The sequence below is a fragment of the Streptomyces beijiangensis genome (assembly GCF_017315755.1).
In the GTDB taxonomy this organism is placed as follows: domain Bacteria; phylum Actinomycetota; class Actinomycetes; order Streptomycetales; family Streptomycetaceae; genus Streptomyces; species Streptomyces beijiangensis.
The window spans coordinates 1-18,171 of record NZ_JAFLRJ010000046.1; the positions used below are offsets into that span (position 1 = coordinate 1).

The 18,171-nt window shown below is 71.8% G+C and carries 12 protein-coding genes; 4 read left to right on the forward strand and 8 right to left on the reverse strand.

Annotated features, from left to right (window positions below; all coding sequences use genetic code 11):
• Positions 1–187: 187 nt before the first annotated feature.
• Complete coding sequence (locus J0695_RS05945; RefSeq protein WP_206960772.1) at positions 188–1,267, reverse strand: Zn-dependent alcohol dehydrogenase; 1,080 nt, start codon at positions 1,265–1,267, stop codon at positions 188–190.
• A 17-nt stretch (positions 1,268–1,284) separates the two neighbouring features.
• Positions 1,285–2,679 (reverse strand): aldehyde dehydrogenase family protein, encoded by a 1,395-nt coding sequence (locus tag J0695_RS05950; RefSeq protein WP_206960773.1) that lies wholly within the window; start codon positions 2,677–2,679, stop codon positions 1,285–1,287.
• Positions 2,680–2,885: 206 nt separating this feature from the next.
• Here J0695_RS05950 and J0695_RS05955 point away from each other — a divergent pair, with 206 nt between their 5' ends.
• Both J0695_RS05955 and J0695_RS05960 read left to right on the forward strand, forming a co-directional pair.
• Positions 2,886–5,768: an FG-GAP-like repeat-containing protein gene (locus J0695_RS05955; protein ID WP_242552265.1), complete on the forward strand. Its 2,883-nt coding sequence runs from the start codon at positions 2,886–2,888 to the stop codon at positions 5,766–5,768.
• A 79-nt stretch (positions 5,769–5,847) separates the two neighbouring features.
• The gene (locus J0695_RS05960; protein ID WP_206960774.1) at positions 5,848–9,144 is read left to right on the forward strand and encodes an ATP-binding protein; all 3,297 of its coding nucleotides are present in this window, start codon (positions 5,848–5,850) and stop codon (positions 9,142–9,144) included.
• A 7-nt stretch (positions 9,145–9,151) separates the two neighbouring features.
• On the opposite strand, the gene J0695_RS05965 is transcribed toward J0695_RS05960, so the two are convergent.
• The 6 genes from J0695_RS05965 to J0695_RS05990 all read right to left on the reverse strand — a co-directional run bounded on the left by J0695_RS05965 (position 9,152) and on the right by J0695_RS05990 (position 16,511).
• Positions 9,152–10,480 carry an ABC transporter ATP-binding protein gene (locus tag J0695_RS05965; RefSeq protein ID WP_206960775.1) on the reverse strand — a complete coding sequence of 443 codons (1,329 nt, stop codon included), beginning with the start codon at positions 10,478–10,480 and terminating at the stop codon, positions 9,152–9,154.
• A 155-nt stretch (positions 10,481–10,635) separates the two neighbouring features.
• Positions 10,636–11,904 (reverse strand): MFS transporter, encoded by a 1,269-nt coding sequence (locus tag J0695_RS05970; RefSeq protein WP_206960776.1) that lies wholly within the window; start codon positions 11,902–11,904, stop codon positions 10,636–10,638.
• Complete coding sequence (locus J0695_RS05975; protein ID WP_206960777.1) at positions 11,904–13,319, reverse strand: CitMHS family transporter; 1,416 nt, start codon at positions 13,317–13,319, stop codon at positions 11,904–11,906. Before J0695_RS05975 ends, J0695_RS05970 begins: the two co-directional genes overlap by 1 nt.
• Positions 13,320–13,450: 131 nt before the next feature.
• On the reverse strand, positions 13,451–15,622 hold the full coding sequence (locus tag J0695_RS05980; RefSeq protein WP_206960778.1) for a molybdopterin oxidoreductase family protein: 2,172 nt from the start codon (positions 15,620–15,622) through the stop codon (positions 13,451–13,453).
• 74 nt (positions 15,623–15,696) lie between these two features.
• On the reverse strand, positions 15,697–16,308 hold the full coding sequence (locus tag J0695_RS05985) for a TetR/AcrR family transcriptional regulator (protein ID WP_206960783.1): 612 nt from the start codon (positions 16,306–16,308) through the stop codon (positions 15,697–15,699).
• Positions 16,308–16,511, reverse strand: coding sequence for a hypothetical protein (locus J0695_RS05990; RefSeq protein WP_206960779.1), 204 nt, complete (start codon positions 16,509–16,511; stop codon positions 16,308–16,310). The genes J0695_RS05985 and J0695_RS05990 overlap by 1 nt, the downstream gene beginning before the upstream one ends.
• A gap of 96 nt (positions 16,512–16,607) precedes the next feature.
• Here J0695_RS05990 and hmgA point away from each other — a divergent pair, with 96 nt between their 5' ends.
• Entirely contained in the window at positions 16,608–17,927 is a 1,320-nt protein-coding gene (hmgA, locus tag J0695_RS05995) for a homogentisate 1,2-dioxygenase (RefSeq protein WP_206960780.1), read from the forward strand.
• Positions 17,928–17,942: 15 nt separating this feature from the next.
• Positions 17,943–18,171, forward strand: a 229-nt coding sequence (locus J0695_RS06000) for a winged helix-turn-helix domain-containing protein (RefSeq protein ID WP_206960781.1), incomplete at its 3' end; no start/stop codon positions are given.

Consider the following 18,171-nt stretch of genomic DNA (forward strand, 5'->3'; position numbering starts at 1 on the left):
CACCGGGGCTCCGCCCCGGACCCCGGTCCTCAATCGCCGGACGGGCTAATTTTTTTGCCCGGCGTCCGCTTGTACGTGCAAGCACAGGGAGGGCAGATCAAGCCCGTCGAGGGGGTCCCCCCTGCTCGAGCGAAGCCGAGAGCTTGGGGGAGATTGAGGACACAGCGGCCGCAGGCCGCGTCACCCCCTAGAACACCACCAGCGCCCGGCCCCCCTTGCCCGCCAGCATGTTGTCGAACGCCGCCGGGATCCCCTCCAGCCCGATGTGCTCCGTCACCAGCGCGCTCAGGTCGAAGCGCCCCGCCCGCACATGCTCCGCGATCACCGGCAGATCCACCGCCGGGTCGGAGTTGCCGTACACGCACCCCGACAGCGTGCGGCCCCAGTGGAAGATCTCCAGCGCGTTGAAGGTGACCTGCTGGTCCTTTCCGCCGATGCCCACCACCGTGGTGCGGCCGCCCCGGCGGGTCGACTCCCACGCCGTACGGATCGTCACCGCGCGGCCCACGCACTCCACCGCCACATCCACCCCGTGCCCGCCCGTGAGCTTGCGGATGTCCTTGGCCGTCTTCTCCGAGGCGACCACGTACTCCGTGGCGCCCGCCGCGCGCGCGAGCTCCTCCTTCTCCGGGGAGACATCGACCGCGACGATCGTCGAGGCTCCGGCGATACGGGCCGACTGGAGCGTGGCGAGGCCCACTCCCCCGACCCCGAAGACCGCCACCGACTCGCCCGCACGGACCTGCGCGGAGTGGTGGATCGCCCCGTAACCCGTGAGGACCGCGCAGCCGAGGAGCGCCGCGTCGGTGAGCGGGATGCCGGCCGGGACGGGGAGTACGCACGCCGCGGCGACCACGGTCTCCTCGGCGAACGCGGCCACGTTCAGGCCGGGGTGGAGCTCGGTGCCGTCCGCCGTACGGGCGTGAATGTTGCCCGCGCCGGTCAGCGCGTCGGCGCAGAGCCAGACCTCGCCGAGCGTGCAGGAGTGGCAACGGCCGCAGGACGGCGCCCAGTTGAGCACCACCCCGTCGCCGGGTGCGACATGGGTGACGCCCTCGCCGACCGAGACGACCGTACCGGCGCCCTCGTGGCCGAGGACCGCGGGGACAGGGACCCGCATGGTGCCGTTGGTGAGGGAGAGGTCGGAGTGGCAGACCCCGGCGGCGGCGAGGCGGACCCTGACCTGGCCTGGGCCCGGCTCGGGGAGTTCGATGTCGGCGATCTCGAGAGGTGAGCCGACGGACGGCAGGATGGCGGCGCGGACCATGAAGGGTTTCTCCCGGATCAGAACTGGAGGGACTTGGTCTGGAGGTACTCGGTGAGGCCGTGCGAGCCGAGCTCGCGGCCCACGCCCGACTGCTTGTAACCGCCGAAGGGGGCAAGGGGGTTGAAGCGGCCGCCGTTGATGTCGACCTGGCCGGTGTCCATCCGGCGCGCGAAGGCCACGGCCTCCTCCGGCGTGGCCGCCCAGACCGCGCCCGCGAGGCCGTAGACCGTGCCGTTGGCGATGCGCAGGGCGTCCTCCTCGTCCTCGTACGGAAGGATCGCGAGGACCGGGCCGAAGATCTCCTCCTGGGCGATCGTCATCTCGGGGGTGACGTCCGCGAAGACCGTGGGCCTGACGTAGTAGCCCGCCGCCAGAGGGGCTTCGGGGCCGCCCGCGACCAGGCGCGCGCCCTCCTCGATGCCCTTCTCGATGTAACCGCGGACCCGCGCCTGCTGCTTGGCGTTGACCAGCGGGCCGACGCGCTCACCGGGCACGTACTTGGCGACCGCGGCCTGCGCCAGTTCCACCGCCTCCTCGTAACGGTCGCGGTGGACCAGCATCCGGGTCCAGGCACTGCAGGTCTGGCCCGAGTTGCCCATGACGTTGGCGACGCCGACGTTGACGGCCTTGGCCAGGTCCGCCGAGGGGAGGATGACGTTGGCGGACTTGCCGCCGAGTTCGAGGGCGACCTGCTTGATCGCGGCGCCCGCCGTGGCGCCGATCTGCCGGCCGACGGCCGTGGAGCCCGTGAAGGAGACCAGGTCCACGCCCGGGTGTTCGGCCAGGGCCTGGCCCGCGACCGGGCCGACTCCGGTGACCAGGTTGAAGACTCCGGCCGGGATGCCGGCCGCGTCGACGGCCTCGGCGAAGAGCTGGGCGGTCAGCGGGGTGTCCTCGGCGGGCTTGAGCACGACCGTGCAGCCGGCCGCGAGCGCCGGGGCGACCTTGGCGACGACCTGGTGCAACGGGTAGTTCCAGGGAGTGATGGCACCGACCACGCCGACCGGCTCCGCATAGACCGTGGAGTTGCCGACCTTCTCCTCGAAGGCGTACGTGGCGGCCAGTTCGGCGTACGAACCCGCGACGAGGACCGGGACCCCGGCGTGCACCATCTGCGAGAACGGGAGCGGCGCGCCCAGTTCGGCGGTGATCGTCTCGGCGATCTCGTCCTTGCGCGCGACCAGTTGGTCGCGCAGGGCGGCGATCAGCGCGGCCCGCTCGGCGGGCGCGGTGGCGGCCCAGGCGGGGAAGGCGGCGCGGGCGGCCCGTACCGCCGTATCGACGTCCTGTGCCGTACCGGCCGGAACATGGCCGATGACCTGCTCGTCGGCGGGGTTCACGACCGCGATCGTGTCCGCGGTGGCGGCGGGCCGCCACGCGCCGCCGATGTACATGCCGTCGTGAGCCTTCATCGCACTCCTCCAGAGCCTGCGGGTGTCGTCCACGCCCAAACTAGCGCTGTTAGTTTTCTGGCGCCAGGGGCCCCGGACGTCGGCCGCGTCACGCCGGTAATTCCTCAGTAACGGACCCCTCCTAACCTCCGGGACCAGCTCCGTCCCGGCGCGCGCACGGATTGCCGGGACCCACTGCCCGTCCCGGACCAGGAGGCCCGAACGACTTGGCTCTGCCCCGTTCCCCCCTGCACGGACGCACCGCATGGGCGGCCGCCGCCGTCACGGCCGCAGCGCTGCTGACCGCCGCCGTCCCTGCCGCCGCCGACGACAGTGGTCTGCTGGTACTGACCGACAGCCAGGCCGAGCAGCTCGCCGACCACGCCCGTATCGACGCATACGCCGCCGCCGACGCACCGGATGTCGACCCGCAGGGCGCCGCCGCCCCCAAGACCGACGACATGGCACCCTCCGCCGACGCGGCCGGCGTGAGCCTCAACTCCGCGTCCGCGCTGGAGGGTGTACGCGGCCTCGGCGCCACCGCCCCCGTGGGCGGCACCAAGGGCGACTACTTCACCCTCCACAGCCTCGGCAGCGTCCAGCGCTCCACCGGCGACGGGGCCCAGGTGTGGCGGCGCGACAACGCCTCGCTGTACGCCGGCTGGAAGGTGACGCCGACCCGCGCCTACCAGGCCGAGCCGGGCCCGGCCCGCATCGTGATGGGCTACAACGCGGTCGCCCCCTTCACCCCCGCGTCCGACCAGGGGTACTCGACGGCGGACCTGACCGGCGACGGCGTGGACGACGTGGTGTTCAGCGCGAGCGTCGGCGTCTCGCCCTACCGCCCGTTCACCTCCCCCGGCTCCACCCTCGCCAACGGCACCTTCGTCACCGTCCTGGACGGCAGGACCGGCAGGACGCTGTGGACCAAGCTGTACGCCTACGCGTACGAGGTCACGGTCGTCGGCAAGACCCTCCTCATCGGCGACCCGCCGTACTACAACCTCAACTCCCCAGCCTCCGCGACCGCGACGCTCACCGGCATCCGCTTCTCGTACGCCGACGGAGCGCTCACCCCCGCCCACACCTGGACGTACGACACGGGCCTGCGCACGAGCACCACCTGGAGCGCGCTGGAGAACGCGGGCGGCGGGCTGGTCGCCGCCTCCTGGAGTCAGCGCAAGTCCGCCACGGCCGCCGGACACGCCCGCACCCTGATGCTGGACACAGCGGACGGCAGCGTGAGGTGGCAGACCGACACCGCGCTGTACGCACGCCAGTTGCACCTGGACGCGGGACGCGGCCGGATCGTGGCGCTCGAGCAGTCCGACCTCACCGACGGCGTGAAGTACGAGGTGGTCTCCTACGCACTCGCCGACGGGAGCCGCACCACCCTGGACACCAGGACAAACGCGCTCCCGCTGGACCTGGAGACCGGTGATCTGCGGGGCGACCGCAAGGCCGAGTACGCGGTCAGCGAGTCGAAGCTCGACCCGTATCTGTACATCAACTCCAACACCGTGCGGGTCCTCGACGGTACGGACGGCAGCACCGAGCTGTGGTCGCACACCGTCAAGCGCGACGCCGACAACTCCAAGGACGGGCCCGGCGCCTGGAGCCTGCGGGCCGTCGACGGGAAGCTCGTCGCCGCCGCCTCCATGGACCAGGGCATCAACACCGCGGACAACCCGGGCGGCGCCGGATACGGCTCGCTCACCGTGTTCTCCGGCCGGGACGGCGACATCGACTGGCAGCAGAACGGCAGCGGCGCGTCCCCGCTCTTCGCCCAGCCCTACCGCGACGGCAGCGGCCGGCATGTGCGCACGGTGGACCAGAACCAGAACGTCCGTACGTACGCCATCAGCGGCGGCCGCCAACAGAGCCTGACCGCGCTCCAGGGAGACCTCTCCTCCGCGCAGTCGCTCGACGTCAACGGCGACAAGAAGAAGGACCTGGTCCTGGGCGGCCAGTCGCGCGGCCTCTGGGCGTACGACGGCCCTTCTCTCGTGGCGGGCAGCCCGAAGCTGCTGTGGAAGGCCACGCTCCCCGGCCAGGTCCACCGGATCGAGAAGGGTGACGTCGACGGCGACGGCCGGGACGAACTGGCGGTCGCGGCCGACACCGCCACCGTGGTCGTCGACGCGCGCACCGGCAGGGTCAGGACCACCATCCCCGGCAAGGGCGGCTTCGTCCGCTCGGCGGCCGTCGCCGATGTCGACCACGACGGGCTCGCCGAGGTGGTGGTGCCCACCGACAGGGTGCGCGCGTACCGGGGCAACGGTTCGAAGATGTGGGAGTACGCGGCCCCCTCGTCCGCCGGCGACGTGGTCTTCGCGGACCTGTCGACCGGAGACGGCCAGGTGTACGCGCAGTACAACAGCGTCAACTCCCTCGATCTCGCCTCACCGGTGGTCAACGGCGTCGCGCTGAACGGCCGCACCGGCGCGGTGGCCTGGACGGCCGATCCCAGGCCCCCGGCCGGGACCACCGACGGGAAGCTGTACGCGACGGTGCTGCGGAACGGTACGTACGCCTCGCCCGGCATTCCGTACGGCGACGGTCACGCGGTCGTCTGCACCTGGGTCACGCGCGATACGGACCTCGGCGTCCGGACCAATGTCGTGGAGATCCGTGACGGGCGCACCGGCAAGATCCTGCACACCGGTCTCGCGGGCGGTCTCTACACGGTCGGCAACTGGTTCACGGACGACGACGGACTGGTCCTCGCGAACACCGCGTCGCTCTACACGTTCTCGGCCTCTGCCGACTACAGCGTCTACACGTCGCCGACGCTGCAGTTCGCACACCCCGCCAGCGGCCCCGGCGGGCGCAAGCTGATCGTCGGCGGCGTGATGGGCGGTGTCCATGTGTGGGACCAGGCGGCGCTGACCGCGGGCCACAACTACCCCGCCCAGCTCGCGAAGGCCTCGGTGCTCGGCGGCCAGGACGTCTTCACGGGCGACCTGGACGGCGACGGCACCGACGAGGTCGTCTCGCTCAACTTCGACGATTCGGGCAACGACCGGCTGGCGCAGCTGCTGGGCGGGCGCTACTACCTGCCGAACACGGCCGTCCACCAGGCATCGGTCTTCACCCTCGACGCCTCCTGACCCTGTCGCCGAGCCGCAGGCCTCCGCCATTCGGGGGGCCTGCGGCAGAAACAGGGAAAGCGGTTAAAGTGACGCCCCTATGGGCGCGGACAGACTGAACGGAACCACCAACTCCGCTCCTCCACTGCTCCGTCTGCACCTTTTCGGCGGATTTCGCGTAACTCGTGACGGCGGTCCTCCTCTCGCCGAACGCTGGCCGAGACCGAGCGCCCGCGCCCTCGTCAAACTGCTCGCCGTCTCCCCCGGCCACAGCCTGCACCGCGAGCAGGCGATGGACGTCTGCTGGCCCGACGCCGATCCGTCGGCCGCCATCGGCAGCCTGCGCGTCGCACTGCACGCGGCCCGCCGGGCCCTCGAACCCGAGCTGGCGCCACGCGCCGCCTCCTCGTACCTGTCGGGCGAGGGGGCGCTGCTGCGGCTGGATCCGCAGACGGTGTGGATCGACGCCGACCATGCGGAGTCCCTCGCCGAGCGCGCGCTCGGCGACGGCGGGTCGGGCCCGCTGGCCTCGGCCCTGGACGCCTTCACCGGTGAACTGCTGCCCGAGGACCGGTACGCACCGTGGGCCGAGGCCCGGCGGGAGCGGCTCGGTTCCCTGCGCGAGCGGGTGCTGCTCGGACTTGCCGAGGCGCATCTGGCGGAGGGCGCACCGGAGGAGGCGGGAGCCGCGGCCGAGCAGGTCCTGGTGACCAGCCCGGCCGAGGAGCAGGCGCACCAGGTCCTCATCGAGGCGTACGTACGACAGGGACTGCGGCGCAAGGCGGTGCGCCAGTACCACCTGTGCCGGGAGGCACTGGACGCGGAGCTCGGCGTACGGCCGGGGCCCGAGACCGAGCGGCTGCACCAGTCGGCGCTGTCCGCGGCGGCGCCCCTGCCGCGGCCCTCGGCGCCGGTCCTTCCTGCCGCGATACGCAACCCCGCGCCCGCCCCCCTGCGCGGCCGCGACGACGTCCTGCGCGCGCTCCTGTCGCCCGACGCCCCGCCCGTCCAGCTCCTCACCGGTGAAGCCGGTCTCGGCAAGACCCGGCTCGTCGGGGAGGCGGCGCGGCGCGCGGCGGCCGAGGGCACCACGGTGCTGTGGGGCGCGGGCCACGACGCCGAGGGGCACACCCCTTACGGCGCCTTCGCCGAGGCCCTGGACGGCTGGCTGGCCGACCGGCCGCCCGCCGAACGCGCCCGGGCCGGCGCCGAGTACCCCGAACTCGCCTCGCTGCTCCCCTCCCTCGGCCGGGTCCGCAGCCTGGCCGACCGCAGCCCGGAGGAGGAGCGCGACCGGCTCTTCCGTGCGACGGCAGGCCTCCTGGGCGAACTGGCCGACCAGCACCCGGTCCTGGTGGTCCTGGACGATCTGCACGCCGCCGACGCGGGCTCCTTCCAGCTGCTGAGCCATCTCGCCCGGCGCGCTGCCGACGCGGGCTCGCCCTGGCGCTTCGCGGTCACCTGCCGCGAGGAGGAACTGACGGAGACCGATCCGCGCCGGGCGGGTCTTGCCGCCCTGGTGCGTCAGGGGCTGGCACGGCGCGTCGAACTGACCCGGCTGGACCGGACGGCCTGTCTGGCCGTGGCCGCCGACGTCGGCACCGCGACCGACCGGGTCTGGGAACTCTCCCTGGGCAACCCGCTCTTCGCCGTCGAACTGGCCCGCTCCCCAGGCGAGTCGACCGCCCCCGACACCGTGCGCCAGCTGGTCGCCGAGCGGCTGGGCCGGGTGGACCCGGTGGCGCGGCGGCTGATCGAAGCCTTGTCGGCCTCCGGCGGGGAGGCCTCGCTCTCCGAGGTGCTCGATGTGGCCGAACACGGGCTGCGGCTCTCGGGCGCGGAGGCGGCCGACGCCCTGGAAGCCGCGATCGGGGCCTCGCTGGTCGTCGAGCGGCAGGTCGTGGTCTCCGGCCGGCCGGTGGCCGGGCTCGCCTTCCGCCATCCGCTCGTCAGGCTGACCTGTTACGAGCAGCTCAGCACCGTACGCCGCCGACAGCTCCACTCCGCCTTCGCCGAGGCCGTACTGCGCCACCGCCCCGACGCCGTGGACGCGCTCGCCTCGCACTTCGCACGCGCCGACGACCGGCGCGCCGCCGAGTATCTGCGCCGGGCCGCGGAGCGTGCGGCGGCCCTGTACGCCAATGACACGGCCGACCGCTACTACCGCGATCTGGTCGCCCGCCTCGACGTGGACGCCGCCCGTGCCCGGCTCGCGCACAGCCATGTGCTGCGCCGCATGGGCAATTTCGCGGAGGCGGCCGCAGCGCTGCGCGAAGCTCTCGCCGAGTTCGGGCGGCGCGGCGAGCGCGACGACGAGGTGCTGGCGGCCGGGCATCTCGCGGAGACCCTGGTCAAGGCCAGGACACCGCTGTTCGGCATGGAGGTCCTGCGCGCGTACCCGCCGGGGCCCGACACCGCCGCCGAGCCGGCCGCCACGCACCACACGGCCCTGTCCGTGGTCTTCTTCGTGCAGGGGCAGTACGAGGAGGGGTACGCGGCCGCGGTGCAGGCACTCGAAGCGGCGCGGGGCATGACCGGTCTGTCCGGGCAGGGCCTGGCGGCCAGGGCGTTCGCGATGCAGGCCAGCAACCTCGCGCTGGCCGGGCGGTTCGGCGAGGCACGGGCCGCGGCCGACAAGGCGCTGGCACCGGCCGAGGCGTACGGCGATCCGACCCTCCTCACCAGCGTCCTGTCGATCCTGCGGGAGAACGCGCGCAGGGGCGGCAGGCTGCGCGAGGCCATCGCCACCGGGCGGCGCGCCCTGGAGCTGGCCGAGCGCTCGGGCGATCCCACGGCGACCGCGTTCGAGCGCGCCAATCTGGCCGAACTCCATCTGCTCGTCGAGGAGTTCGACGAGGCGCTGACCCTCGCGGAGGAGTCCGTGCAGGGAGCGGAGTCGCACGGCGAGTGGTGCCTGGCCTACGCGCTGGCGGCGCTGGCCAGGGTACGGATGAGGACAGGCGGCGAGGCCGAGGCCGCCGTTCTCCTGGAGCGCGCCGAGAAGGCCGCCGCGGAACGCAACGACCGCCAGGCCCACCACGAGGCCAGGACCGCCCGCATCGAACTCGCCCTGCGCGAGCGCGACCCCGAGGAGGCGCTGCGCCTCCTGGACGCCGACGACTCGGACGGCTCCCCGCTGCTGGCCGCCTGGGCGCATGTGTCGGCGGGCCGCCACGAGGAGTCCGAGCGGATCGCCGCCGCCGAGGCGGAACGGGCCGCGCGGGCCGGTGAGCGGATCACGGAGATCGAGGTACGGGTGGTGCACGCACTGGCCCTGGCCCGGCTGGGCAGGGCGGCCGAGGCGACCGCCGCCCTCGCCCTCGCCGAGGAACCGGCCCGCACCCTCCCCTACCCGGTCGGCCTCCGGCACGTGTCCATGGTCCGCGCCATGTTCTGAGCGCTCGTCAGATCTCGAACCCTGGAAGCTCGTTGGGCGTGGGGCAGATCCTGCGCCCGTAGTGGTCGAAGACGTAGAGATGCGCGAGATCGACCAGCAGCGGCACCTGCGCGCCGGTCCGCAGCCGCAGGTCGGGTCCGGTGCGTACGACCAGATCACCGGAGGACAGCGCGGGCCTGTCCGGGGTGATGCCCGGGGCCTCCGGTTCGTCCAGCACCACCACGGGGCCCGACACATGCGTGCGCTCGCGCAGTCGTGACAGCACACTGCCGCCCTGCGACTGACGGCGGCGCGGCGCGGGCTGGGGGCGCGGCGACTCCAGATCCGGTACGAGGGCGGGCTGTGAACCGGTGTTGAGGTGGACCAGCGCCTCATGCCCCTGGAACTCCACGTGCTCCACGATGCCGCTGATGGGCACCTCGCCGGGGCGCGCCTGGCTCGGCACCGCGATCCGCACGGCCTCCGAGCGCAGGCCGACGATGAGCCTGCGGCCCTGCTGGATCCGGAGCAACTGGTGGTCGGGGCTGAGGGGTTCGGGCAGGGCGAGGCGCTGGCGGCCGAGGTCGATCGACATCCGGCCCTCCAGCGGGGCGTGCACGACGGCCTGCAGGAGGTTGATGCGCGGGGTACCGATGAAGGCGGCGACGAAGACGTTCTCGGGGAGTCCGTAGGCCTCGCGGGGCTTGCTGACCTGCTGGAGGATCCCGCCGCGCATGACGGCCACCCGGTCGCCGAGCGACATCGCCTCGGACTGGTCGTGGGTGACGTACACCGTGGTCACCCCCAACTCCCGGGTGAGCTGGGCGATTTCGGCCCGCAGATGGTTGCGGAGCTTGGCGTCGAGGTTGGAGAGCGGCTCGTCCATCAGGAAGACCGAGGGGCGCCGGGAGATGGCCCGTCCCATCGCGACGCGCTGGCGCTCGCCGCCGGAGAGCTGGCCGGGGTAGCGGTCGAGCAGGTCGGCGATGCCGAGCAGGCGGGCGGTGGCCTCGACGCGGGGCGCGTGGTCCTCGCCGGGGGCCTCGAAGCGGAGCGGGAAGCCGATGTTGTCGCGGCTGGTCATGCTCGGGTACAGCGCGAAGTTCTGGAAGACCATCGCCATCCCGCGCCCGCCGGGCGGCAGATGGTTGGAGTACTCGCCGTCCAGATACAGTTCGCCGTCGGTGATCTCCTCCAGCCCGGCGATCATGCGCAGTACGGTCGATTTTCCGCAGCCCGACGGGCCGAGGAGCACGAGGAACTCCCCCGGATCGACGGAGAGCGAGAGCCGGTCGACGGCGGGGGCGCCGCGGCCGTACCTCTTGGTGACGTTCTGCAGGGAGATGGCGCGCGACATGGAAATCCACCCGAGGGAATCAAGCGACGACCGCGTCCTGAAGTGGCGGCTGGGCCGCAAGCTAGCGGGTTTCCGGCCGGGCGGGAATGGCCCGAACCGACCTGTTCCGTGACCGTGGTGCGGTGGGCTCCGCCTGAGGGAGAGTCAGTAATGCCTCAGTAACGACCGCTGTCTACGTTCGGAGCGTTGCCCGGCGCCGCCTTGCCAGCCGTCATCCCCCGTGACAAGGGCGGCGCCGGGCAGTCCTGTGTCCGGCCCCTGCCACCGCGCACGCCGAGCCCCGCCGCGACCAGCAGCAGCCCGCCGAGCATGACGAACGGCGCCGCGGTCCCGGCCACGCCCGCGATGAGCCCGGCGGAAGCGGGAGCGGCCACCTGGCCGAGACGGTTTCCGGTCAGCCGCAGGGCGAGGGCGGTGGAGCGGGCCTCCGCGGGGGCGGCCTGGACGACCGTCGTCATGGACAACGGCTGGCCGACGCCGAGACAGAAGCCGAGCAGCGCCAGCATCACGCCAAGTCCCCATACGGGTACGGGAAGTGCGATGCCCGCGCAGAGCAGGGCGGCCAGCAGACAGGTGGCCGTGACCAGGACCGTGCGGCCCAGGAGCCTGAGCAGCGGCGTCATCACCAGCCGGCAGGCGATGGTCGCCGCGGCCCGCACGCTCAGCAGCACCCCGACGGTGGCGGGGGCGATCCCCCGGTGTTCGCCGACGACCGGGAGGTAGGCGGTGAGGATGTCGGTCGCGGAGAGCACCGCGAGACTGATGAAGATCCCGGCGGGCACTCCGCGCGTACGGAGAATGCGCGTGACCGGGACCTGTGCCGCCCGCGCCGGACGTGGCCCGGCCTCCCCGCGGTGCTCGATCCGCCAGAGCGAGGTGAGGGAGACGGCGGCGACGGCGGCCGAGACGACGAGGGCGGTGGCGCTGGTGCGTCCCATGGCGCCGTCGTGCTCGGAGATGACGAACCCGGCGGCGACAGGGCCGATCAGCTGGCCGAGTGAGGCGCCGATGGTGAAGTGCCCGAAGTTGCGGTCCTGTTCGTCCGGTGCGGACTGCCGGGCCACGATCGACTGGGCGCCGATCACGAAGCAGAGGTGGCCCAGGCCCATCACCCCGCTCCACGCGGCCATCGCGCCGAGCGAGCCGGCCGTACCGCTGAGCGCACAGCCGCCCGCGATCAGGGCGACGCCGACGGGGAGGAGGGGCGCGCACCTTCCGTGGTCCGTACGGCGGCCCAGGGGTACGGCGGCGAACAGCGGGAGCAGCGCGTACACGCCCGCGATCACACCGATCGCCCGCTCGTCCGCGCCCAGGGCCAGTGCCCGGTACGAGACGGCGGGCCGCGCCATCGACACCGCCGCCTGTGCGAAGGCGAAGGCGATGACGAGGCGCAGCAGCCAGGTGCGGGAGACCGGGACCACCATCAGATGATGCCGAAGAGGATTCCGGAGACGAGGACGAGGAGCGAGATGATCACGGCCCACTTCACGGTGAAGCGGGTGTGGTCGCCGAACTCGACCTTGGCCATGCCCACCAGGACGTACACGGCGGGGACCAGCGGGCTCGACATGTGCAGCGCCTGGCCGACCAGCGAGGCGCGGGCGATCTCCACCGGGGAGACGCCGTGCGCGGCGCCGGCCTCGGCGAGGACGGGGACGACGCCGAAGTAGAAGCCGTCGTTGGACATGAAGTAGGTGAGCGGGATGGAGAGCAGTCCTGTGACCAGGCCCATCTGCGAGCCCATGGAGTCGGGGATCGCGCCGACCAGCCAGTCCGCCATGTGCTTGACCATGCCGGTGCCGGTGAGGACACCGGTGAAGACCGCGGCGGCGAAGACCATGCCCGCGACGTTGAGGACGTTCTCGGCGTGGGCGCCGAGGCGGGCCTTCTGGTCGGGCATGTGCGGGAAGTTGACGGTCAGGGCGAGGGCCGCGCCGAGCAGGAAGAGCACCGGGATCGGCAGCCACTCCATGATCATGGCGGTGAGAAGGACGACGGTGAGGGCCGCGTTGAACCAGTAGAGCTTGGGGCGCAGGGTGGCGCGGTTCGGGTCGAGGCCCTGGAAGCCGTCGTCGTCGTTGTCGTTGCCGTCGTCGTTGTCTTCGCCGGACGTGGTGGTGCCCGTTCCGGCGCTGCCCGTGGTCTTCTTCGTACCGCTGCCGCTGCCGCCGCCACCGACCAGTACGGTCTCCGGCTCCGCCACCAGTGCCTCGTCCAGGGTGAGGACGCCGAGCCGCTTGCGCTCGCGGCGGCCGAGGACGTACGAGAGGACGACGACGCCGAGCAGGCCGACGGCGAGCGCCGGGATCATGGGCACGAAGATGTCGGATGCGTCGAGCTTCAGCGCGGTGGCCGCGCGGGCCGTCGGGCCGCCCCAGGGCAGGGTGTTCATCACGCCGTTGGCCATGGCGGCCACACCGGTCATCACGACCAGGCTCATCTTGAGGCGCTTGTAGAGCGGGTACATCGCCGAGACGGTGATCATGAAGGTGGTGGAGCCGTCGCCATCGAGGGAGACGATCGCGGCGAGGATCGCCGTACCGACGACGATGCGCAGCGGGTCCGCCTTGCAGAAGCGCAGGATCCCCCGGACGATCGGGTCGAAGAGGCCGACGTCGATCATCACGCCGAAGTAGACGATCGCGAACATCAGCATCGCGGCGGTCGGCGCGAGGCTGCCCACGCCTTCGATGACGTAGTCGCCGAGGTGCGCTCCCTTTCCTACGATGACGCAGAAGAGGGCGGGGATCAGAACGAGCGCCGCGATCGGCGACATCTTCTTCAGCATGATCAGGACCAGGAAGGTCGCGATCATGGCGAAGCCGAGGATTGCCAGCATGTGGATTACCTAACGTTCACCATTGAACTCCCACCGGGGCGGCGGTCCGGATGACGTTAGGGCGCTTCGACAAGCGTTAACAAGATGTTGACGTGTGAGCAATACGAGCAAAACACCAGGTCACAGGGGTGTTACGACAGCGGGGCCACCTCGACGGGGAAACCGTTGAGCACCGAGGTGCCCGACAGCGGGTCGAGCAGCGAGCCGTCGAGCAGCTGGTTGACGTTGACTCCGGGGCGCGCGGCGGCGACCGCGCCCCTGGTCCCCGGCCGGTCGTGGCCCCAGCCGTGCGGGAGGCTCACCACTCCGGTCCGTACGGCGTCGGTCACCTCCACCGGAACCTCCAGCGCTCCGCCTTCTCCCTTGATACGGGCGGGGGCGCCGTCGGTGAGACCGAGGCGGGTCGCGTCATCGGGGTGGACCTGGAGGGTGCAGGTGTTGGAGCCGCCGTTGAGTGTGGGGACGTTGTGCATCCAGCTGTTGTTGGAGCGCAGGTGGCGGCGGCCGACGAGGACCAGCGAGTCGGGCCGCCCGGCCGCCAGGGCGCTGTGCAGACGCGGCAGATCGGCGGCGATCGGCGCGGGGAAGAGCTCGATGCGGCCGCTGCGGGTCTTGAGGATCTGCGGGATACGCGGCTGCAGCGGACCGAGGTCGATGCCGTGCGGGTGGTCGAGGAGCTGGTCGAGGGTGAGGTCGTACGGGCCGAGGCGCAGCATGAGGTCCAGGCGCCGTTCGGGTCCGGTGCGGCCGGTGAGCTCCGCTGCCATCTCCTTGGGGGCGCCTGCCTTGGCGAGCGTCTGCTCGATGACCATGGTGTCGACGGCGTCAGGATCGGCCCCGTGCATCCCGCTCACCGCGAGGACCAGCCGGGCCAGGATCTCGCTCTCGTCCATGCGGCCGTCTTCGAGGGGGACGGCAGGACGCGAGTAGCGGACCTGGTTGTGCACGGCGAAGGTGTTGAACGCGAAGTCGAAGTGCGCGCTCTGCGAGGGCCGCGGCGGGGGCAGGACCACGTCCGCGTGGCACGAGGTCTCGTTCAGATACGGATCGACGCTGACCATGAGGTCGAGTCCGGTCAGCGCCCGGTCGAGGCGGTCGCCGTCCGGCGCGGAGAGCACCGGGTTGGCGGCGACGGTGATCAGCGCGCGGATCTGCCCGTCCCCCGGCACCTCGATCTCCTCGGCGAGGGCGGCGGTCGGCAGTTCGCCCTTGGCCTCGGGGTGGCCGCTGACCCTGCTCTTCCAGCGGCCGAGCGCGAAGCCGCGGCCGGGACCCGCGGGGCGCGGCTTGCGGTCGGTGGCGGAGAGCGGGAAGAGGGCGCCGCCGGGGCGGTCCAGGTTGCCGGTGAGAACGTTCAGTACGTCGACCAGCCAGTTGGTGAGGGTGCCGTACTCGACGGTGGAGCTGCCGACCCGGCCGTAGACGGCGGCGGTGGGTGCGGCGGCGAGATCGCGGGCCAGAGTACGGATCTCGTCGGCGGTGAGGTCGCAGGCGGACGCGACGGCCTCGGGGGTGAAGTCCCTTACGGCGTCCCGGACTTCCTCGACACCCTCGACATGCCCTTCGAGGGCGCCGAGGTCGGTGAGCTTCTCCTCGAAGAGGGTGTGGGCGAGGGCGGCGAGCAGCAGGGCGTCGGTGCCGGGGCGGATCGCCAGGTGCCGGTCGGCGATCTTGGCCGTACGGGTACGGCGGGGGTCGACGACCGTGAGGGTGCCGCCGCGCTTGCGCAGCGCCTTCAGCCTGCCGGGGAAGTCACCCGCCGTGCAGAGACTGCCGTTGGAATCCAGGGGGTTGGCGCCCAGCAGGAGGAGGTGGTCGGTGCGGTCCAGGTCGGGGACCGGGATGGCGAAGGCGTCGCCGAAGAGCAGCCCGCTGGAGACGTGCTTGGGCATCTGGTCGAGCGTGCTCGCGGTGAAGAGGCTGCGGGTGCCCAGTGCGGCGAGGAGGGCCGGCGGGTAGAGCGCGCCGGCCACGGTGTGGACGTTCGGGTTGCCGAGGACGACACCGACCGCGTTCGGTCCGTACGACTCGATCAGCGGCCTGATCCGGGCGGCGATCAGGTCGAACGCCTCCTCCCAGCTCGCCTCCCCGAGCTCGCCGTTCCTGCGGACCAGCGGGGTGCGCAACCGGTCGGGGTCGCCGTCGAGTTCGCCGAAGGAGGCGCCCTTGGGGCAGATGAAGCCCTGGCTGAAGATGTCGTCGCGGTCGCCGCGGGCTCCGGTGACGCGGGTGCCCTCGATGGTGAGGGTGAGTCCGCAGGTTGCTTCGCAGAGCGGGCAGATGCGCAGGGCGGTACGAGACATCGGTTCTCCCGGGGCGGCAGCGGTGGCGCGCAGGCGAACCCGAGCATACCGACCGGTAGGCATGGCGGCGAGAGTCAGTCGAGAGTCTTTGCGAGATACGACCGGAGCAGGACACGCACTTCGGCCACCAGATCGGGGTCGCCCTCCGGCCGCGTACGGAAAGCGAGTTGGAGAACGGCGTCGGCCGCCTCGACGGCGACCAGGAACGTACGGTGCAGCGCCTCGTCCGGGGTGAGCCCCAGATGTGCGCCGAGCAGGGCCGTGAGCCGGTCCGCGACCAGCGGGTTTCCTTCGTACGGCGTGGCCGGGGACCCGAAGTCGACCAGCGCGAAGCCGGGGACGGTCCGCTTCATCTCCAGGTACTCGTCCAGGACGGCGTCGATCGCCGCCCGCCAGTCGGCTGCGGGAAGCGTGGTCAGCCGATCGGCGACACGGACCGCGTACATGTCGAGATTGCGCTGGGCCAGGGCGTCCGCCATGGCGCGCTTGTCGCTGAAGAAGCGGTAGACGGAGCCGATGGGGACGTCCGCGCGGGCGGCGACGGCGCGGGTGGAGAGGCGGTCGTAACCCGTCTCGTCGAGCAGTTCGGCGCAGGCTTCGAGTATCCGGTCGAGCCGCTCGGCGCTGCGCTGCTGCACGGGGGCCCGGCGGAGGCCCTTCTTCTGATCATGGGACACGGCCCCCATCATGCCCTCCGGCCGCGCTCTGGGAAGGCTGCACGAGGGGTGGTTCCGGGCTCGTCCCCAGCCCGTCCGCCGTTCTCGCGCTGGTCGGTGCGGCCGCCCTGGGCCAGGCCTGGTTCGGCTTCCTGCTGGTCCTCGCGTACGGCGCCGGTCTTGCCCTGCCGCTCACCGCCGCGGGTTTCGCCGCCGTACGCATCAGCGCGCACGCCGCCGCACCCCTGAGCCGCGCTCCCGTTGACGGGCCGCGGAGCGAATCCTACTGTTGAGCATAGGAATACGGATGCGGCGAGTGGGAGCGGACCTTGAACGGCAGCGAGCAGACGCGGAAGACCGCGGAGTCACTCACGTACTCCTCGGGCTTCGGCAACGAACACAGCTCCGAGGCGGTCCCCGGCGCCCTGCCGCACGGGCGGAACTCCCCGCAGCGCGCGCCGCTCGGTCTGTACGCGGAACAGCTCAGCGGGAGCGCCTTCACCGAGCCCCGCGCGTACAACCGGCGCTCCTGGCTCTACCGGATCCGCCCCTCGGCCGCGCACCCGCCTTTTGTACGGACCGACAACGGAACCCTGCGCTCCGCCCCCTTCACCGAGACCGTCCCCGACCCCAACCGGCTCCGCTGGAACCCGCTCCCCGAGCCCGCGCCCGGCACGGACTTCCTGGCGGGGCTGTGGACGGTCGGCGGCAACGGCGACGCAACTCAGCGCACCGGCATGGCCGTTCACCTCTACTTCGCCAATACCTCCATGACGGACCGCGTGTTCAGCGACGCGGACGGCGAGCTGCTGATCGTCCCCGAGCGCGGAGGCCTCCTGATCCGCACCGAGTTCGGACTGCTGCACGCGGAGCCCGGCCATGTCGCGCTGATCCCGCGTGGCGTCCGCTTCCGCGTGGATCTCCTGGACGCGACCGCGCGCGGTTACGTCTGCGAGAACTACGGGCAGCCCTTCCAGCTCCCCGACCTCGGCCCGATCGGCGCCAACGGCCTCGCGAACGCACGGGACTTCCTGGCCCCGGTGGCGGCGTACGAGGACGTCGAGGGCCCGGTCGAGGTGGTCAACAAGTACTGCGGAAACCTCTGGTCGGCGACGTACGACCACTCGCCCCTGGATGTCGTCGCCTGGCACGGCAATCACGTCCCGTACGTCTACGACCTGCACCGCTTCAATGTCATCGGCACGATCAGCTACGACCACCCCGACCCGTCGATCTTCACGGTCCTCACCTCCCCCTCGGACACTCCAGGGCTCGCGGGCGTGGACTTCGTGGTGTTCGCACCGCGCTGGCTGGTCGGCGAGAACACGTTCAGGCCGCCGTACTTCCACCGCAATGTGATGAGCGAGTACATGGGCCTGATCGACGGCGCCTACGACGCCAAGGCGGAAGGTTTTGTGCCCGGCGGCGGCTCGCTGCACAACATGATGTCCGCGCACGGACCCGACCGGGAGACCTTCGAGCGGGCGAGCGCGGCCGAGCTGAAGCCGCAGAAGATCGACGACGGGCTCGCCTTCATGTTCGAGACACGCTGGCCGGTGACGGCCACCGGGCAGGCAGCCGGTGCCGACCACCTGCAGCCGGGTTACGACAACGTGTGGCAGGGTCTCCAGCGCCACTTCCGTCCGTAACGGGGAGAGCTGACCGTGTCCTCATTCGCGCCCGACTCGCTGGTCCTGAACCGCAAGCTGCCGCTCTGGTACCAGGTCTCGCAGTCGCTGCGCGCCTCGATACTGGGCCGCCGCCCAGACGACCCGCTTCGCCTGCCCACCGAGGAGCAGCTCGCCGGGCACTACGGCGTCAGCGTGCTCACCATGCGCCAGGCGCTCAAGGAGCTGGAGGAGGAGCGCCTGATCAGCAGGCACCGGCGGCGCG

What these genes read in the sequence shown, in the direction of transcription:
- J0695_RS05975 (WP_206960777.1), bottom strand. Translation starts at nt 13,319, where the DNA reads ATGCTGGCAATCCTCGGCTTCGCCATGATCGCGACCTTCCTGGTCCTG.
- J0695_RS05950 (WP_206960773.1), bottom strand. Translation starts at nt 2,679, where the DNA reads ATGAAGGCTCACGACGGCATGTACATCGGCGGCGCGTGGCGGCCCGCC.
- J0695_RS05980 (WP_206960778.1), bottom strand. Translation starts at nt 15,622, where the DNA reads ATGTCTCGTACCGCCCTGCGCATCTGCCCGCTCTGCGAAGCAACCTGC.
- J0695_RS05965 (WP_206960775.1), bottom strand. Translation starts at nt 10,480, where the DNA reads ATGTCGCGCGCCATCTCCCTGCAGAACGTCACCAAGAGGTACGGCCGC.
- J0695_RS05970 (WP_206960776.1), bottom strand. Translation starts at nt 11,904, where the DNA reads ATGGTGGTCCCGGTCTCCCGCACCTGGCTGCTGCGCCTCGTCATCGCC.
- J0695_RS05960 (WP_206960774.1), top strand. Translation starts at nt 5,848, where the DNA reads ATGGGCGCGGACAGACTGAACGGAACCACCAACTCCGCTCCTCCACTG.
- J0695_RS05945 (WP_206960772.1), bottom strand. Translation starts at nt 1,267, where the DNA reads ATGGTCCGCGCCGCCATCCTGCCGTCCGTCGGCTCACCTCTCGAGATC.
- J0695_RS05985 (WP_206960783.1), bottom strand. Translation starts at nt 16,308, where the DNA reads ATGGGGGCCGTGTCCCATGATCAGAAGAAGGGCCTCCGCCGGGCCCCC.